This window comes from Chlorogloeopsis sp. ULAP02 (assembly GCF_038404745.2).
Classification (GTDB): Bacteria; Cyanobacteriota; Cyanobacteriia; order Cyanobacteriales; family Nostocaceae; genus Chlorogloeopsis.
Window position 1 is genome coordinate 20,259 of record NZ_JAYKTT020000081.1, and the last position, 18,262, is coordinate 38,520.

At 43.8% G+C, this 18,262-nt stretch carries 11 protein-coding genes and 1 tRNA gene; 6 read left to right on the plus strand and 6 right to left on the minus strand.

The window, feature by feature from the left end; genetic code table 11:
* Positions 1-494: 494 nt before the first annotated feature.
* Positions 495-1,124 (plus strand): CPP1-like family protein, encoded by a 630-nt coding sequence (locus U2718_RS28985; RefSeq protein ID WP_342000833.1) that lies wholly within the window; start codon positions 495-497, stop codon positions 1,122-1,124.
* A gap of 272 nt (positions 1,125-1,396) precedes the next feature.
* Here U2718_RS28985 and U2718_RS28990 read toward each other — a convergent pair whose 3' ends face one another.
* Positions 1,397-2,098, minus strand: coding sequence for an HAD family hydrolase (locus U2718_RS28990; RefSeq protein ID WP_342000834.1), 702 nt, complete (start codon positions 2,096-2,098; stop codon positions 1,397-1,399).
* A 123-nt stretch (positions 2,099-2,221) separates the two neighbouring features.
* Positions 2,222-3,616 (minus strand): NYN domain-containing protein, encoded by a 1,395-nt coding sequence (locus U2718_RS28995; protein ID WP_342000835.1) that lies wholly within the window; start codon positions 3,614-3,616, stop codon positions 2,222-2,224.
* A 619-nt stretch (positions 3,617-4,235) separates the two neighbouring features.
* Between U2718_RS28995 and U2718_RS29000 the strand changes: the two genes are divergently transcribed.
* Positions 4,236-10,790 (plus strand): PAS domain S-box protein, encoded by a 6,555-nt coding sequence (locus tag U2718_RS29000; RefSeq protein ID WP_342000836.1) that lies wholly within the window; start codon positions 4,236-4,238, stop codon positions 10,788-10,790.
* Positions 10,791-10,838: 48 nt separating this feature from the next.
* Here U2718_RS29000 and U2718_RS29005 read toward each other — a convergent pair.
* Positions 10,839-10,911: transfer RNA gene (locus U2718_RS29005), tRNA-Val, on the minus strand.
* Between the two features lie 89 nt (positions 10,912-11,000).
* Here U2718_RS29005 and U2718_RS29010 point away from each other — a divergent pair.
* On the plus strand, positions 11,001-11,606 hold the full coding sequence (locus U2718_RS29010) for a metal-binding protein (protein ID WP_342000837.1): 606 nt from the start codon (positions 11,001-11,003) through the stop codon (positions 11,604-11,606).
* Between the two features lie 38 nt (positions 11,607-11,644).
* A complete protein-coding gene (mazG, locus tag U2718_RS29015; protein WP_342000838.1) occupies positions 11,645-12,472 on the plus strand; it encodes a nucleoside triphosphate pyrophosphohydrolase in 828 nt (275 codons plus the stop codon).
* Here the strand turns inward: mazG and U2718_RS29020 are convergent, their stop codons facing one another.
* Entirely contained in the window at positions 12,473-13,381 is a 909-nt protein-coding gene (locus tag U2718_RS29020) for a metallophosphoesterase family protein (RefSeq protein WP_342000839.1), read from the minus strand.
* 126 nt (positions 13,382-13,507) lie between these two features.
* Between U2718_RS29020 and U2718_RS29025 the strand changes: the two genes are divergently transcribed.
* Both U2718_RS29025 and U2718_RS29030 read left to right on the plus strand, forming a co-directional pair.
* Entirely contained in the window at positions 13,508-14,416 is a 909-nt protein-coding gene (locus U2718_RS29025; RefSeq protein ID WP_342000840.1) for a hypothetical protein, read from the plus strand.
* Positions 14,417-14,507: 91 nt separating this feature from the next.
* Complete coding sequence (locus tag U2718_RS29030; RefSeq protein ID WP_342001296.1) at positions 14,508-14,975, plus strand: GNAT family N-acetyltransferase; 468 nt, start codon at positions 14,508-14,510, stop codon at positions 14,973-14,975.
* 76 nt (positions 14,976-15,051) lie between these two features.
* Here the strand turns inward: U2718_RS29030 and U2718_RS29035 are convergent, their stop codons facing one another.
* Positions 15,052-15,732 (minus strand): N-acetylmannosamine-6-phosphate 2-epimerase, encoded by a 681-nt coding sequence (locus U2718_RS29035; RefSeq protein ID WP_342000846.1) that lies wholly within the window; start codon positions 15,730-15,732, stop codon positions 15,052-15,054.
* 226 nt (positions 15,733-15,958) lie between these two features.
* On the minus strand, positions 15,959-18,220 hold the full coding sequence (locus U2718_RS29040) for a GAF domain-containing sensor histidine kinase (protein ID WP_342000848.1): 2,262 nt from the start codon (positions 18,218-18,220) through the stop codon (positions 15,959-15,961).
* Between the last annotated feature and the right edge of the window lie 42 nt (positions 18,221-18,262).

The window sequence follows — 18,262 nt, forward strand, 5'->3', positions numbered from 1 at the left end:
GGTATAGGAATTGTTAACCCTGTATCTAGTGGGCAGATGCTCTGCTCGTACCACTAAAGTTTAAGTAAATCAGGAGATTTTTTACCCCTATTACTTAAGTAATTCAAACGCTTTTATTTTAAATCTACAAGTGACTCAGTGGAATGATAAATTCTGAAGCTTTTTGAGTAAAACCGATTTGAGGCAAAGTCAACAGCCAAATCTGAAACAGAAAAACATAATTTTTTCATAAAAAAGCCTTGTAGGTATTTTTAGCTCAAGTTCTAGAGTAAAGCCCTAAATTGGGAACGGCATGAGGGGATACACGGAGTTCTAACCTTGTGTTAAAGTGTCTATAGTTAAATTTCTCATGTCGATTATGCTTACGCCTGTTACTATACAGATAAGATGTAACATCGACTCAGACATTGGTGATCACCAAAGATAGAACTTAAATTTATTATTTTTACCACAAAAGACTGCTGCCGATTTTTAGGCTAGACAAATAAATTCCCATGAGTGAGCAAAATCCCTACGAAAAACTTGGGGTACCGGAAGACGTTAGCTTCGATGAAATCCAGGATGTTCGCAATCGCCTCTTACAACAATACAGTGGCGACGCTAAACGTCTAGAAATGATCGAAGCCGCCTATGATGCAGTTTTAATGGATCGTTTGCGGTTGCGCCAAGAAGGCAAGATTAAAGTGCCTGAACGCATCCGTTTTCCAGAACGTCTTGTACAAGCACCTCCTAAAGAAAGTCCAGCCCCTCGCGAGCAGTCACCTGCATGGCTGCAAAGAATACTGGATAAACCAACATCAGCAGATGTATTATTACCTGGGGCTTGGTATCTGGGTTTGAGTGCTATCAGTGTATTTTACCCAACTGGAGCTGATCAGGTTTTACAGTTGGCGTTAGTAGTTGGAGTTGGTATTAGTATTTACTTTATCAACCGTAAGGAAGGTAAGTTTGGTCGAGCGGTTTTATTCACTCTGAGCGGTTTGATTATAGGTTTAATTGCTGGAGGATTGGTTGCTAGTTGGGTCATACCACAAGTACAACAACTGATTCCTTTAACGCAAAATCAGTTTTCTACTGTAGTGACATTTATATTGTTGTGGTTAATTACTAGCTTTCTACGCTAAGAACTTAGAAATTAGGGACTAGAGGCTAGGAATTAGGAATAAGTGATGAAAAAACAGTAACTCTATCTTTTAATTTAAATTTCTAACACCTAGTCTCTGGGGCCTATTTTCAAATTAGCCGACACCTACGCATGGTGTCGCTGTATCTAGATGCCCAAAGTACGGCTACTTACCCTAAGATAAGCCGCAAGGGGTGGTAGTACACTCTTGGGGGGCAGATCCCTAAAGCATTCTAAGCCCCCGTTGAGCAACTGCCGTTCATGCTTTAGCCTCTAACGCCTAACTGGTTGCAGTGCTTGTTCTAGGATGAGATTAACAGCTACGCTAAAATTTGGAACAATCAGATCAGGTTGATAAAACTTTAACTGTACCCGATCGCGAATACCACTTTCCACGGCAATTACCTTAATCCCGTGCTTTTTAGCAGCTGTGATATCGGCTTCGGTATCACCAATCATGTATGTGTCTGTGGCGGATGGTAGTTCGTTCAATGCACGTGCCATCAATAAAGGCTTGTCATCAATATCGCGGGTTTTGACATAATCGTTACTCAAGCAGTAACAGCGATTTTCTGGAAAAAATTTGCCTAAATCATACTTTTTGAAAGCATAATCCAGTTCTCGCACTCGCCGCATAGTCATTACTGCTAAATCAATGCCAGCCTGTTGAATTTTTAATAGTGCATCTACAGCACCATCAGCAAGGCGATCATACTCAAAGTAAGGTTCTGTATGTACTGTTTGCCGCCGTAACTGGGAGAATGTTTGTGCCTGAAGTTCATCTAAACCAGAGATGATTCCAATTTCTTTTTCGGCTACACGCGATCGCTTCATTTGCCAAAATTCTGCTTTTGAGAGTTCTCGCACTTTTTGATTAGGGCGTCGAGTTTTCTCTAAACAATATTGATAAACACGGTAATATCGCTCTGAAACATCTATAATCGGCCCATCAAAGTCTGTAATAATTCTTAACATTTTTTTAAAACGTAATATTTATTTACAGACTAACTTAGATATTACTGCTATTGATGTGTTTCAGTTTTAAATATTTGATAGGTAAATTTAAGATTACTAATTTGACAATTGTAGATAAAGTTGCTATGACAGACCTTCTTTAAGAGTCACTTGCCAGCGCTCATCTATTCTATACACATCGAAAGAATTACATTCATTGACTAAAAAAATTCGGAAATTACGGGCTAAACCCAGATTTCCAAGTATTTTATTAACTCCCACACCATATTGTTTATTAAAATGGCCACTTAAATATTCTATAGGAACATAGTTGTTAGGAAATTTCTTCATTAAGGTAGTAGTTATAGCAACTACTGCCTTTTCTAAATCTGCTTTAGAAGCAACTTCTTGCTTTCGCACAGAATTATTGTGATTTAAATCATGGAGTTGAGGTTTTCTAAATAAAGCTACATAGGCTTCTGGATTATCTGCTGGTTGATAGATCACAACATCAGATTGATATTTAGTTAAAATATCCTTTGCTGTTTTATCCAGATAGTGATAAGATGCTACTTCATTGAGATCAAGATTATATTTATGCTTATATATTTGCGCTATTTGAGATAACTTAAACCATTGATTACTAGTGCGTTTTTCCTCAGATACAATTATATTTTGAATTTGTTTAATAAATTTATCAATATTAGGTATTTCTAATACACTATGAGTATAATTAATACCAGTATTACTATTAAAGATTTTGAGATTAGTACCTTGCTGACTCACTCGATACACTGTTAATCCATTTTGCTGCAAACGATTGCATAGATTAGTCATTACTTTGTCTGAAGAACAGACTAAAACTTCTTGAACTTGTGGGTAACGTTCATGAATAGATGAGCCAAAAACTATCATTTTACCGTCGGCATTGTCTTTACCAGCTGGTACATGAATTAAATCATAGCTGCGTTGATGTAATTCAATATCTTGTTTACCCATGCTGCACCAATTAGCAAAAGCAATTTTGACGTGTAGGGGATAATGACAAACTGTGGTTAAAAACTTTTCGGTTTCGGCACTAAGTTGTATATTTTCTGCATCTAGCAGCAAAATTGCTATCCCTGTTTGCTGATTTGATGGAGTAGTAGCTGCTGTTAAAACTTTCTTTGATAAATCTATCTCTGGAGAATGAGATGATTCATTTAATTCATATTCTGGAGAAGATAATTGCTGAATTGTATCCAAAAATTTTCTTAATACAGGTGAATCGAAAGATTCGGGAATAAAAAGAGCTTTGAGAAACCACTGTAAATTTTGAAGTAATTTATTTTGGTCTTGAGTTTGGCTGAGTAGGCTTGTTAACTTTAGACTCAGGGCAGATTGATTGCGGCTATTATGCCAGTCTATACTTCTGTACTTATCTACAAATAAGTTGGGTTGTTGCTCTTGAATGGTAATAATTACTTGGTAAAGGTAGTAATTAATTTTCCCTATCAGGGCAGTATGATTGTCATTTCTTGCAAGGTTATCATTGGGCATAGCTCAAACACAACAGTGAGGCATCTTAGCTCAAACCATCGTCAAAGATGGTGATTTACAAATTTATATCTAGAGCAGTAATGATTTGGGATCAGTGAAACTGCTGAGGAAAAGCTACATTAATTTTGGCTCCTTCTCTAACAAGAAGTACGATTTAATTATTTTGATAACTAATACCAATTCTCTAAAATTTTGCTACATATCAATCTCCGCGTCTGGTTATCTGGGCGTCTCCAAGTCGTTATCTGCAACCACTCTTTGGATAATTAGTATAATTATTGACTAACCTACATCCTCAAATAATTTAAGACCAATAGCAGCACAATTAGGGTTTGTCTGTCATTTCTGCGATCGCCCTTCTGAAAGTGGGATGGTCTAATGCCCTTTTAAGGTAAATGACATAAGTAATTACTTGCAGGTTATTACCTTAAATAAATACTAAAAGTTAGCTCTCAAGGTAGATTACCAACTCTATTGAATGGCAGAATATGAATGGGGGACGCTTTACAGCAGTCCCCCATTCATATCGGTGAAATAGCTAGGGCTGACAAAAACAGTAGCTGTAGTAAAGCTAAACTATCAGCACCTTGATGCGGGGACTGTCACTTTGATCTTGAAGATGAACTCTAATAGCGCTAGAACTATCTTTGTTGGTGACAGCGAGATGGCGATGTTGATGCGATCGCATGATTGGTCGCAGACACTGGTTGGTTCGGTTGAAACTTGGCCCCAAAGCTTGCGATCAACACTGAGTATTTGCCTCAATTCACGTTTCCCGATCGCTATCTACTGGGGTGTGGATTGCTTGCTGCTTTACAACGACGCTTGGCGACCAATCGTCGGTGACAAGCACCCCTGGGCGCTTGGTCGTCCTGCCTGTGAAGTCTGGTCTGAAATTTGGAATGACATCGGGCCGGAGCTAGCAAGAGTTTTAGCAACGGGCGAGGGTACCTTCCATAACGACGAACTGCTATCTATGCATCGGTTTGGCTATACCGAAGAATGCTTCTTTGAGTACACATTCAACCCTATTCAAGGGCAAGGGGGTGTCGTTGAAGGTGTGTTTAACGTTGTCACTGAAACGACCTACCGAGTTTTGAACGAGCGTCGCGCTCGACTGCTTCGAGAAGTAGCCGCTAAAACCGGAATTGCCAAAACAGCTAAAGAAACTTGCGCCTTGATGATACAGGCTTTCAAGTCTGATCCGTTTGACATTCCTTTTGCCCTTCTCTACTTGATTGATCAAGATGGAAAATATGCCCAACTTTGCGGTAGCACTGAGTTTGCCCCAGATAGATCCATCAGTCCTGGGGTCATAGACCTGATTGCAGAGGATGGCATCGATAGCTGGTCAATCACTCTTGCTGTTCGGACTGCCCAACCGCAAGTGATCAAAGACCTGCCAACACGCTTTGGAGCAATTCCTGGGAGTCCGTGGTCAGAACCACCGCAGGAAGCAATGGTCTTGCCAATCACCGCCACTAGACAAGGCAAGGTAACTGGGGTGCTGGTCGCTGTCGCTAGCCCACGCCGCAGGCTCGATGATCATTACCGTGATTTCCTCAGTCAGGTTGCTGGGCAGATTGCCACAGCGATCGCCAATGCCCGTGCCTATGAGGAAGAACGCAAACGGGCAGAAGCCCTAGCAGAACTTGATCGCGCCAAAACCACATTTTTTAGCAACGTCAGCCATGAATTCCGTACGCCCCTAACGCTGATGTTAGCTCCGTTGGAACAAACACTGAGTCGTCTGGACGGACAACTGCCGCCGCTGGAGCGGGAGCAGTTAGAGATCGTGCAGCGCAACGGCTTGCGTCTGCTAAAGCTGGTGAATACACTCCTAGATTTCTCGCGCATTGAAGCTGGACGGGTGCAAGCTGTTTATGAACCTACAGACTTAGTTGCCTTCACCACCGAACTCGCTAGCGTCTTTCGCTCGGCGATCGAGCAGGCTGGATTACAGTTGATCGTTGTGTGTGAATCTCTGATAGAGCCTGTTTACGTTGATCGGAAAATGTGGGAGAAAATTGTCCTTAACTTACTCTCCAATGCCTTCAAATTCACTTTTGAGGGAGAGATTGCCGTGATTTTGCGCTCCGACGATGCTCACATTCACCTAGAAGTGCGAGACACGGGTACTGGTATTCCAGCCGAGGAGTTGCCGCATATTTTTGAGCGATTCCATCGCGTGAAAGGGACAAGAGGACGAAGCTATGAGGGATCGGGCATTGGTCTGTCATTAGTTCAAGAGCTAGTGCGCTTACATGGCGGCACCATTGCGGTGAGTAGCATCGTTAATCGGGGAACATGCTTCACAGTATCAATTCCTAAAGGATGTGTGCATTTACCGAGTGAATGCATTCATGCAACCCCCACGCTTACCTCCACCGCAACGGGAGTAATGCCCTATGTTGAAGAAATATTACGCTGGTCGCCATGGTCGTCAAAATTGATCGAGAGTTCACAGAATACAACCTGTGAACTCTCCTCGATTTCTGTTCCTGTTCAACCCCAACAGCCATCATCACGAACGGCACGAATTCTGCTAGCTGACGACAACGCCGATATGCGCGATTATGTGAAGCGTCTATTAAGCCAGCAATATGAAGTAGAGGCGGTAACAGATGGGATCACTGCGTTAGCTGCCATTCACGAGCAACTCCCTGATCTGGTGCTAACAGATGTCATGATGCCGGGACTGGATGGTTTTGAGTTGCTGCGAGAGTTGAGAGGTAAACCGCAAACCCAGGAGTTGCCGATTATCCTGCTGTCTGCCCGTGCTGGGGAAGAGTCTCGGATTGAAGGACTCCAAGCGGGAGCCGATGATTATCTGACCAAACCCTTTTCTGCCCGTGAATTGCTGGCACGAGTGGAAGCAAACTTGAAACTAGCACAACTGCGACGAGACGCAACGCAACGGGAACAAGCACTGAGGCTAGAAGCAGAAACCGCGCAGCAGAAGGTGGAAACGATTCTGTCAAGTATTAGTGATGCGTTTGTGGTTTTGGATCGGGACTGGAATTTCACCTATGTCAACGATCGCTACTGTGGAATTGTTGACATGGATCGGGAAGCACTTCTAGGTCAAAACGTTTGGGAACTGTTTCCCGATGCGGCTGATGGTGAAGTTTACATTCAATTTCAAAGAGCGCTGAGTCAGCAAGCCTCTGTGCAGTTTGAGTGGCTGTTTCCTGCCTGGAACCGCTGGTTTGAGTATCGGGTTTACCCATCACCTGATGGACTGACGATTTTTCTGGCTGAAATCACCGATCGCAAACAGGCAGAAGCCGAAATTCAGCAACTTAACCAGCAGCTAACTCACCGCATCAACGAACTACAAACCCTGTTTGATTTATTACCCATTGGCGTGGCGATCGCAGAAGATCCACAGTGTCGAAGGATTTACTTCAATCCTTACCTATCCGAACTGATACGCGTTCCGGTCGGCCAAAATGCCTCCCAAAGTGCGCCGCCCCCAGAACGCCCTGTGTATCGCTTGTGCAAAGACGGTGTAGAGATCCCTGTTGAAGATTTGCCAATGCAGTATGCTGCACGTCATAACATCGAAATCAGGGATGAAGTCTTAGACATTGTGCATCCCGACGGCACAGTGGTGAAACTGCTCTGTTATTGCTCTCCTCTGCTTGATGAGCAAAATCAGGTTAGAGGTGTTTTGGGGGGATTTGTCGATATCACTGAGCGAATCCAAAACGAAGCTGCTCTGCGTGAGAGTGAAGAACGGCTCAAGATTGCGCTCCAGACAGGCAAGCTTGGCTCCTGGCAGCTAGATCTCACGACAGGTGTGTTGGAAAGTTCGGATCAGTGTAAGGCAAACTTTGGACTGTCCCCAGAAGAGGACTTATCCTACCAACGGTTATTTGAGTTGATTCATCCTGATGATCGCGCCTATGTTCAAGAAACGGTAGAACGGGCGATCACAGAACACATTGATTACGATGCCGAATATCGCAACATTTGGTTAGATGGCAGTATTCACTGGATGATTGCACGAGGTCGAGCTATTTACGCAGCAGATGGTACACCGATGCGGATGATTGGTGTCACCCTCGATCTCACAGAACGTAAACAAGCCGAAGTAGCCCTACGGGAAAGCCAAACCCTGTTTGAAGCCTTTATGCGTTACTCTCCTGTGACTGCTTTCATTAAAGATGAACAAGGGCGATACCTGTATGTCAATCCGCTTAACGAACGCCTCTGCAATCGCCCCTTAGCGGATTGGTTGGGCAAAACGGATTTTGAGTTATTTCCGCTCGCAGAAGCTCAACAGTGGTACAACCATGATTTGGCAGCACTGGCAGCAGGAGAAGCGATCAAGGTTAACGAAACCTTTAGGCAAGCAGATGGTGAACATCATTTCATCGCCTTTAAGTTTCCAATTCCTCAGTTATCTGGGCGACAATGGCTTGGCGGTATGTCGCTGGATGTGACGGCACACAAACAGGCGCAAATGGCTCTACAGAAAAGTGAAGAGCAGCTGCGTCTGGCTACGGAAGGAGCCAATTTAGGGCTATGGCATTGGAATGTGCAAAGTGACAGGTTGATCTGGACAGATCAATGTAAAGTGCTGTTTGGTCTGCCAGCCGATACCCAGATGTCCTATCAGGTTTTCCTCGATGCTCTCCATCCAGAGGATCGGCAGCGAATCCACGAAATGCGTCCTGTATTGGAGGACGGACAACTGAGTCGCCATGAAATTGAGTATCGAACTGTTTGGCCCGATGGCACCGTGCGCTGGTTGATGGCAAGAGGAAGTGCGATCTATGACGCAGAGGGAAAACCTATCTCCAGCATGGGTGTCATCTTCGACATCACCGATCGCAAACAAGCAGAGGAAGCTTTGCGACGGAGTGAAGAACGACTTCGCGTTAGCCAGGAACTCTCTCTCGATGCCTTTACCATCCTCGATAGTGTACGGAATGAAGCTGGGGCGATCGTCGATTTTGTCTGGACGTATGTGAATCCCAAAGCAGCCGAAATTCTCAAACGTCCGATTGAGGAACTGGTGGGTCAACGGCTACTTGATGTGCTTCCAGGCAATCAGCTTAACAGCGAATTATTTCAACGCTATGTGCAAGTTGTGGAAACTGGAGAACCCCACGATATTGAACTGTCTTACAACGCAGACGGCATCACTGGATGGTTCCGCAACATGACCGTCAAGCTTGAGGATGGAGTAGCCATTTTCTTTAGTGACATTACTATTCGCAAACAAACTGAGCAAGCCTTACGTCATGCTGAAGAACGGTTGCGAGTGGCATTGCAAAATGCTCCGATTACCGTGTTTAACCAAGATCGCGAATTAAAATATACCTGGATTCACAATCCAATTTTATATGATCTCCATGAAATGCTCGGCAAGCGCGATCGCGATTTCTTGCCACCCCAAGATGCAGAACTACTCACGGTAATTAAACAACGGGTTCTCGAAACTGGGATCGGTGCTCGTGAAGAAATTAAAATCACCAGAAATGAAACAAATTACTACTATGACCTAACCGTAGAACCCCTACGAGATTCCAACAATACTGTGATCGGTATTACCTGTGCCGCTGTTGATATTTCAAAACTCAAGCAGACTGCGATCGACTTACGCGAGAGTGAAGATCGGTTGCGGTTAGCATTAGAATCAGCAGAGTTAGGCACCTGGGATTTCAACCTGATCACAGGCAAACTGAAGTGGGACGAAGGCTGTAAAGCAATGTTTGGGTTACCGCCCGATGCAGAGGTGACTTGGGATCTGAGTGCATCCGCTATCCATCCAGACGATCGAGAGCGAGTGCTGGAAGCAACACAAGCGGCACTCAATCCCGCCAATAAGGGTGCCTATGCTATTGAATACCGTACTGTGGGAATTACTGATGGTATTGAACGCTGGGTTGCAGCCAAGGGGCAGGTGTATTTTAATTCAGCAGGAGAAGCAGTACGCTTTATCGGCACCGTCCTCAATATTACAGAGCAGAAACGGGTGGAAGTTGAACGTGAGCAACTGTTAGCGCGGGAACAAGCCGCACGGGAGGCAGCCGAAGCCGCAAATCGGATCAAAGATGAGTTTTTGGCTGTCGTGTCCCATGAATTGCGAGCGCCCCTTAACCCCATTCTCGGTTGGGCAAAGCTCCTGCGAAATCACCAGTTGGATGAACAAAAAACAGATCGAGCTTTGGAAGTCATAGAGCGCAACGCCAAGATGCAAGCTCAACTGATTAACGATCTGCTGGATGTATCCCGAATTCTGCGAGGCAAACTGAGCTTGGATATCAGCCCAGTCGATCTGGTATCTACCATCCAAGCCGCCATAGAAACAGTGCGACTGGCGGCTGAAGCCAAGTCTATCCAGATTCACACCTTGCTTGAGCCGCAGGTGGGATACGTTTCAGGCGATTGTGGTCGATTACAGCAAGTGGTTTGGAATCTTCTCTCCAATGCAGTTAAGTTCACATCTGAAGGGGGACGAGTAGACATTCGACTCGAACGCATCAATTCTCAAGCTCAAATTACAGTCAGCGATACTGGCAAGGGCATTTCCCCTGATTTTCTGCCTTATGTCTTTGATCACTTCCGCCAAGAGAGTGCTGCCACGACTCGACGATTTGGCGGACTGGGGTTAGGGCTAGCGATCGTCCGCTACTTAGTCGAACTGCATGGCGGAACTGTTCAGGCAGACAGTATTGGTGAAGGACAGGGAGCAACCTTTACCGTCAAACTACCGCTGATGCCGCATCAACCGATGACAAACCAAGACACGACGAAACTGTCTGAACCCTCATTAAATTTCCATGGGATCAGAATTTTAGTAGTCGATGACGATGACAATACTCGTGAGTTTCTTACCTTCCTACTAGAACTACATAGGGCAAATGTGACAGCTGTAACAACTGCAAGCGAGGCGATCGCTATGTTAACCCACCTCAAGCCAGATTTACTGTTGAGCGATATTGGTATGCCAGATGTGGATGGTTATATGTTAATGCGGCAGATAAGAGCCTTACCACCAGAGCAAGGGGGAATAATTCCGGCGATCGCTCTGACTGCCTATGCGGGAGAAATCGACCAACAGCAAGCAATGGCGGCAGGCTTTCAAAAGCATATTGCCAAACCGATTGATCCGCAGGTGTTACTTCAAGCGATTGCAGAATTGGGGTATAAGAATTATTGAAACCGAAACAAAACCGGGTTAACCAAGCTGGATTTGGTTTTCGGGCTATGGGCAGTACAGGACTCGAACCTGTGACATCCTGCTTGTAAGGCAGGCGCTCTACCAACTGAGCTAACCGCCCGTCACACACAAGAATTAAATATAGCAAAAATTTTCGTGTCGCGCTAGTATTTTTGGGAAATATTTTTGAAAATTTTTTAGACAATCTCAATGCCCTCTGGTCAAACGCACGATCGCATTACTTTGTGGGCTTTGCCGTTTGTTGCTGGTTTCACTTTTACTCAGACTCAGAGCGGCAACCTGACTTTGTTGGTAGCTGGTGGATTTATGTTTGGTGGGTTAATGTTTGGCCCTGATTTAGACATATACTCTCGCCAGTACCAACGCTGGGGTTTATTGCGCTGGATTTGGATTCCTTATCAAAAAAGTCTGCGTCATCGTTCATTTTTATCCCACGGCCCAATTATTGGTACAACTTTAAGAGTGCTTTATTTAGGCATCATTGCTGTAACTTTGGCACTTTTAAGTGTGGTAGTTGCCGAAAAATTAGGGAATAAAGATTGGAGTTGGCAAGTTTTGAGTGAAAATGTGGGGCGATCGCTCACGCATTACAGAACCGAGTCTTTAGCACTGTTTTTGGGGTTAGAGTTCGGTGCGATGAGCCATTCTCTAAGCGATTGGGCTGGCTCGGCATACAAACGTTTCCACTCATCAGGCATTCGCGGTTTGCTGCCACGTGCAAAAATGAAGAAACGTAAAGCGAAAACTCGCAGTCGTCAATCTGGCTCGAAAATCAGCAAAAGCCGTACAAAGTAATAGCTTCTTAACCACAAAGTTTTTATTAGTGATTAATTATGGAATTTCATCAAACCCAGAATCATGCCGAAACTCTGGCAGCGTTACAAGAATTAATTGATGTGGTGGCAAAGTTGCGATCGCCCGAAGGAGGTTGTCCGTGGGATTTGGCGCAAACTCCCCAAACGCTGACACCTTACGTGATTGAAGAAGCTTATGAAGTGGTAGATGCAATCAAAAGTGGAGACAAAGAAGCGATCGTAGAAGAATTGGGGGATTTATTATTACAAGTTGTTCTACAAGCACAAATTGCCAAAGAGTACGAGCAATTTACCCTCAAGCAAGTAGCAGAGGGTATTTCCCAAAAATTAATTCGTCGCCATCCTCACGTGTTTGGTGAAATTTCAGTACAAAGTGTGGAAGAGGTACGGCAAAACTGGGAACAAATTAAAGCGGCAGAAAAAGGAGAACCTTCCCCAGAGAGTCAAAAACTCAGCGCGAAGCTCAGTAACTATGCCCGTAAGCTTCCCCCGTTGATGGCAACAATGAAAATTTCCCAGAAGGCTACTGCTGTAGGATTTGAGTGGGAAAATATTGATGGGGTGTGGGACAAGTTTCACGAGGAGTTACAGGAATTTCAGCACGCCTTAGCCCACGAAACACCAGAACAACAACAAGCCGAATTAGGCGACTTGCTGTTTTCTGTTCTCCAGCTTGCCCGTTGGTATAATCTTGATCCCAGCGAAGCATTACAAGGAACAAATCAACGCTTTATTCAAAGGTTACAAAAAATGGAGGCTTTTGCTGATCGCCCCCTTTCCGATTACACTCTCCAAGAGTTAGAAACTCTGTGGCAGCAAGCTAAAGCCCAACTTGCGAAAGGATAGTTATGCTGCTCGCAGTGGAATAATGCCTCGATCAAAAACACGGTTATCAGTACCAATACCGCTAATCTCTATTCTATCTGGATACACTTCATAGGCTGCAAAACTTAATCTCTCAGCAGAATACTGCGTCCACTCATTTTTTCCTACAGGGCGAGTACCTGCACCACCACCACAAATTAAATAAGTGGTACCGTTAATAGAACGGGTACGTTCATAATGATGTTCATGACCATTTATATAAAGTTGAACGCCGTATTTTTGAAACAAAGGAGTGAAATTTTTAATAAACTCTGGATCACTGCCATAAACACCCGATGCATAAATTGGATGATGACCAAAAACAATTTTCCAGGGTGCATTACTACGGCTTAATTCTTTTTCTAACCAAATTAACTGATTTTTCCAATCAGCATTACCGTTAGTATCCAAAGCAAAAAATTGTACTTGATCTCGGCGAAAAGTGTAGTAGCGTCCCTTCATATTAAAGCCGACATATTTTAATTGTAAATCGCCATTGGCAGTACGAATGTCGTGATTTCCTAAAACAGCTTGAAACTTTACACCTTGTTTGAGCAAAGAAGCATAAGGACGCTCAAAAACTGCACCGATTTTCTCAATTTCGCCATTATTGTAGATATTATCACCAGCTAAGACCACTAATTTATAGGGATTTTTGCTGTGATATTTAGCCATTGCCCTAGCGACAGCATACTGCCCTCCTGCACCAGTGCCTGTATCTGCAACAGAAACAAAGCGCATTAGCAAGTCTTTTTTAAATGGAGCGGCGGCTATTGCTGTTTTTAGCTCATTACTATTACTACTGGCATAACGGCTGATGATACCTAAAATTCCTACACCAACAGCACCGAGGCTACTTAAAAATAAAAATTGACGGCGTTTTAGCTTCATAATCGTATCCAAATCAATATTTTGGTAAGTTTAGCCGAAGCAATGAAGTGATACATTAAGGCAGGGGAGGCTGAAGCAGAAATTTAATATGCATATTTTTGATTAGCTGCTCTGGGTGAAAGTTCCATGTCACAAGACAATCAAAATTTACAACCATCTTCTTCCCCAGAACCGGAGGAAAATCGACCTCGCCAAAGACAATACCAAAAAGTCCAACCGTTTTGGAAGACTAAAACTATCCAAATTCTTAGAGGCGCGATCGCCCTTTTAGAAACTACGGTTGAAAAGTTGGAGACAGAACCTTCTGCCGGTACTGAGGAAGCCCCCAGTTTTTTGCAGCCGCTTCAATCTGGGTGGAGTGGACTATTAGCCAAAATCCGCTCTTTGTTACCAGCAAATTTGTCTGCTAATTTATCCGACACTGTTTTGACAGGAGTTATTGCTGTTGCTACCGTAATTTTAATTTGGACAACTTCAAATATCTTTACTAGTAAACCAACAGAAGTAGCAACTGTTCCGCCATCTTCAGAGCAGGCACAAGAAACTTCTCCTGTCGAAGAAATACCTTCACCAACCATAACGACTCCACCAGAGTCATTACCAACAGAAATGCCATCACCATCAACAGAAGAAACCGCGCCGCCAACAGAAGAAATTTCTCCTCCCCCAACACCAGAGCCAGAACCAGAAGTAACTCCCACGCCGACACCAACACCGACACCGACATTAGTATTAACACCAGAACAAACTTTAATTGCAGCGATTGAAAATCAGGTGGCGCAAGTTAGCGATCGCATTTCCTCCGGACTCATACAATCAATTCAAGCCAACTTTCTCACGAGTACTCTCACTATGAAAATTAGTGATGATTGGTACACTCTCAAAGAATCTCAACAAAACAAACTAGCCGCTGAGATTTTACAACGTTCTCAAGAATTAGACTTCACCCATCTAGAAATTACCGACTCTCAAAACAGGCTGGTAGCGCGTAGCCCCGTGGTTGGTGATGCAATGGTAATTTTTAAACGAAGATGATTAATAACGAATGTTCTATTAACTCTGAATGTAGGGCTTTTGTCTGCAACTTTGCCCTCAAAAACTAAAGTTAGTTTTAGTTACAGTGCAAATGCTTTTTATTCGTCCTACAATCTCATCTGATGTTCCTGGCATACTGAAGCTAATAGCTGAAATTTACGCTGAATATGGCTGTGTTCTGGATGCTGAAAAAGAAGATACTCATCTGCTTAATCCAGGAGATTATTTTCGTGCTAACGGTGGAGAATTCTGGGTGATTGAAGAGAAAGGAAACATCTTGGCAACGGCAGCTGTTCTGCTTCACCCCGATCATGCCGAGTTGAAAAGCTTATATATACATCCCTTGTTACGCCGACAAGGTTGGGGAAGACGATTGGTAGAAATAGCGATCGCTCATGCCCGCGGTGCAGAGAAACTCCGTCTCATCCTCTGGAGCGACACTCGTTTTACTGCTGCTCATCAACTTTACAAGCACCTTGGCTTTCAACGAATTGGAATGCGAGAACTGCATGATTCTAATCGCTCTGTAGAGTTTGGATTTGAGATTTTGCTGTTGTAATTCATCAGCTACCTTGTACTCCTCTGCGTGACTCTGCGTTTAAAAATAAACTCAACCATTTGGGATGCTCCCATACTCAAGACTCAGTATTTAAGATTGATATATAATCTCTCACCAAATAATCAACCCCCGTTATCGCAGTGCCAACAACTACAGCGTATGCTCCTAAATCAATTGCCTTGCGTGCCATTTGAGGAGAAGAAATACCCCCTTCACAAATGACGGGAACCTGTAGCTTTTCCACCATCTGAATGAGGAGTTCCCAAGCCGGGGGAGAAAGATGCTTAGTTGCAGCAGTGTAGCCACAAAGAGTAGTTCCTACCATATCTGCACCAGCACCTACAGCTAGCTTTGCAGCTTCGATTGTATCTACATCTGCCATGACTGGTTTGGCTAACTTCTCATGAATCTGGGCAATAGTAACTGCTAAATTTTCACTACCAGGACGTTCTCTAGTTGTAGCGTCGATGGCGATAATATCAGCTCCCGCTTCTGCAACCGCAGCCGCATGATGAAACTGAGGAGTAATGTATACATCGTATCCAGCGATGACTTGCTTCCATAACCCAATTATTGGCACTTGAACAAGTTGTCGTACAGCACATATATGCGCAGGCGTATCAATACGCACTCCAACCGCACCATTATTGACAGCGGTTTGTGCCATTGCTGCAATTACTAATGGATTGTGGAGTGGTGATTCTATTGGGGCTTGACAGGAGACAATTAGTCCGTGGCGTAAGGATTCTAGAGACATAGAGGGGAAATAGAGGAGGAGTGGGAGACGCAAAGACGCAAAGACGCGGAGAGGGGAAGAGAGGGAGAGTGGGGGAAGGGGAGACAAGGGGACAAGGGGAAAAGAGAGTAATAAATAATTAACTAATAACTAATAACCACCAACTACCAACTACTGTACGGGCGGGTTTAGAAGATAAATTATCAGTTTCAACCGAAAAATGATCGGCAAAACCCGTCCCTACCAACTAACTCAAAACTGGCTCTGGCTGGATTGGTATCCACACGGTAAAAATTGAGCCAACGCCAACTGTAGATTCTACTTCAATTCGACCTCTATGTAGTTCTATCAGTTGTTTAGTTAATGCCAAACCAAGCCCTGTACCTTCGTAACGGCGGCGGTAAGGTGGATCGAGTTGATGAAATTTTTCAAACAGAAGTGGCAACTGTTCTTTAGGAATACCAATGCCAGTATCTTCCACTTGAAACACAGCGGTATCATCTTCCACCCAGAGCCGTAAAGTGACATTACCACCTTCTGGTGTAAACTTGATCGCATTGCTCAAAAGGTTCCACAATATCTGCTCCACTCGCCTAACATCAGCAATGAAGCGATCGCGTTGTCGATCCAGGGGTAAATCCAGTCTAAGGTTGACTTGCTGACTTATGGCTTTTTCCATCAGCGATGCCACTATATCTTCTGCGATCTCGACTAAAGAAAATTCTGTAATATTTAAGACTGCCTTGCCTGCTTCGATTTGGGATAACTCTAAAATATCATTAATCATTTCCAATAAATGCTCTCCACTGTCGTGGATTGTTTGCAGATAATCGCGTTGCCGCTCGTTCAATTCTCCAAACGACCAGCGTAGTAAAGTGGAAGACATACCAATCACATAAGTCAAAGGTGTGAGTAATTCGTGGCTAATGGTAGCCAGAAATTCACTTCTGAGGCGGCTAGCGGCTTCAGCGGCGACTAAAGCATCGTGCAGCGCTACTGTGCGCTCAATGACTCGTTGCTCTAACGTTTGTTTTTCCTGAGTGAGCGATCGCGTTAACTCAGATTGGTGAATAGCGATCGCCAATTGTTCGGCAATAGAAGTTAGCAAACTTTTTTCACTCTCACTCCATGAGTGTGGAGCATGGCACTGATGAGCAATCAAAAGTCCCCAAAGTTTGTCCTCAAATACAATCGGAGCTACAAATTTTGCCCGTACTTGGATATTCCTTAAAAAACTTAACAAACACTCTTCTAAGGCATAAGTTTTTTCAACATCATCCACAGCTAAAGTAAAGCCTTGCTGATACTTATTCCAGCATGAAGAATTTAGCGTAAAGCAATTGTCTTCTTTACTCATCAATACTGAAGGAATAGCATCACTAGCACGGGATTCGTAGATAACACAACCTGAGTGCGAAAATAAGCTAGAAAAAGATGAAAATTCTAAAATTTTGTTAGCTCCACCAAAATTGGAAGTTGGGGAAGAAGACTCCGTACTAGGTATTGGTGATAGGTTAGTGGGAATAGCCTCTTTCTTAATGCCGAGTAAAGTGTGATTGATGGTATTTGGTGTACCCAGAAGAGGGTTACTTTGTGAACTAGCTTGAAGTGCTGGGGGATGAAAACACTCAGCAGGATTGAAAAGCTTAACTCCTTTCAAAGAAGGTAGTTTACAGATTACCAATCGATCTAATTCCAAAAAATTCCGTACTTGCTCAATTGCTGTTACCAAAATCACAGATATATCTAAACTTTGCCGGATTTGAGTTGTTACCTGGTTTAAGAGCCGCTCTTGAGCAAGTTGTTTTTGCAGAGCATCTTCCACTGGCTGACAGATCGAAACAGAAGAGAAGATAGCAGCTTGTGGATTTGTAAGTTCTTGATTTGGCTGCGGCAAAAAATAGTTTAGCAATAATAGCGTAAACTGGCTTTGGAGCTTACCATCATTCGGAGCGAGAAGTTGACGATAGCGTTCAATATTTTGGTATGTCTGAGAATCACGCTCAAACACATCCCTCAATTTCACCACAAAAGAGGCGATCGCCTCAATATCAAATGTTAACTCTACATTCCACCAAGAGTCTGAAAGAGTCTGGCAAGTGGGGATTTCCATTGAGGCTGCCAAATCCGGAGGTTCTTTGTGTTGTAAGTGTGCTTTGGGCAAATTTCCTCCTACCTCTTTGTTGAAGTTCACAGCCTCCTTCAAAAGAGCAACGCTTTCGGAGGAAGCCTCTGCTGTAACTTCTTTGTGCCTCTTACCTTCTGCCTTTCCCTGCTCTTCCTCCTGTGGAGAACCCACCATCAACACACTAAACCCCTCAGAAATGACAACCACAAATCTTTGTTTTTGCCACTCCTGTGTGATATGAATTCTGGCAAGTACAGCTTCCGTCAATACCAAAGCTTCATTTTCCACTGCTTGAGCCATCTGTTCTAACAATTCGCCAAGCTGATTAAATACATCCAAAGGCAAGGTTCGAGAAAAGCTCAAATCAGGAGAATTAAGCATATTCAAGGTATGAGGGGCTGTACCCAGTTAATTAAAATTTTT

Excerpts from the sequence above, each read along its gene's own strand:
- U2718_RS29035 (WP_342000846.1), bottom strand. The coding sequence starts at position 15,732 with ATGTCTCTAGAATCCTTACGCCACGGACTAATTGTCTCCTGTCAAGCC.
- U2718_RS29040 (WP_342000848.1), bottom strand. The coding sequence starts at position 18,220 with ATGCTTAATTCTCCTGATTTGAGCTTTTCTCGAACCTTGCCTTTGGAT.
- U2718_RS28990 (WP_342000834.1), bottom strand. The coding sequence starts at position 2,098 with ATGTTAAGAATTATTACAGACTTTGATGGGCCGATTATAGATGTTTCA.
- U2718_RS29025 (WP_342000840.1), top strand. The coding sequence starts at position 13,508 with ATGTCACAAGACAATCAAAATTTACAACCATCTTCTTCCCCAGAACCG.
- U2718_RS29000 (WP_342000836.1), top strand. The coding sequence starts at position 4,236 with ATGAACTCTAATAGCGCTAGAACTATCTTTGTTGGTGACAGCGAGATG.
- U2718_RS29010 (WP_342000837.1), top strand. The coding sequence starts at position 11,001 with ATGCCCTCTGGTCAAACGCACGATCGCATTACTTTGTGGGCTTTGCCG.
- U2718_RS29030 (WP_342001296.1), top strand. The coding sequence starts at position 14,508 with ATGCTTTTTATTCGTCCTACAATCTCATCTGATGTTCCTGGCATACTG.
- U2718_RS29020 (WP_342000839.1), bottom strand. The coding sequence starts at position 13,381 with ATGAAGCTAAAACGCCGTCAATTTTTATTTTTAAGTAGCCTCGGTGCT.
- U2718_RS28985 (WP_342000833.1), top strand. The coding sequence starts at position 495 with ATGAGTGAGCAAAATCCCTACGAAAAACTTGGGGTACCGGAAGACGTT.
- U2718_RS28995 (WP_342000835.1), bottom strand. The coding sequence starts at position 3,616 with ATGCCCAATGATAACCTTGCAAGAAATGACAATCATACTGCCCTGATA.
- mazG (WP_342000838.1), top strand. The coding sequence starts at position 11,645 with ATGGAATTTCATCAAACCCAGAATCATGCCGAAACTCTGGCAGCGTTA.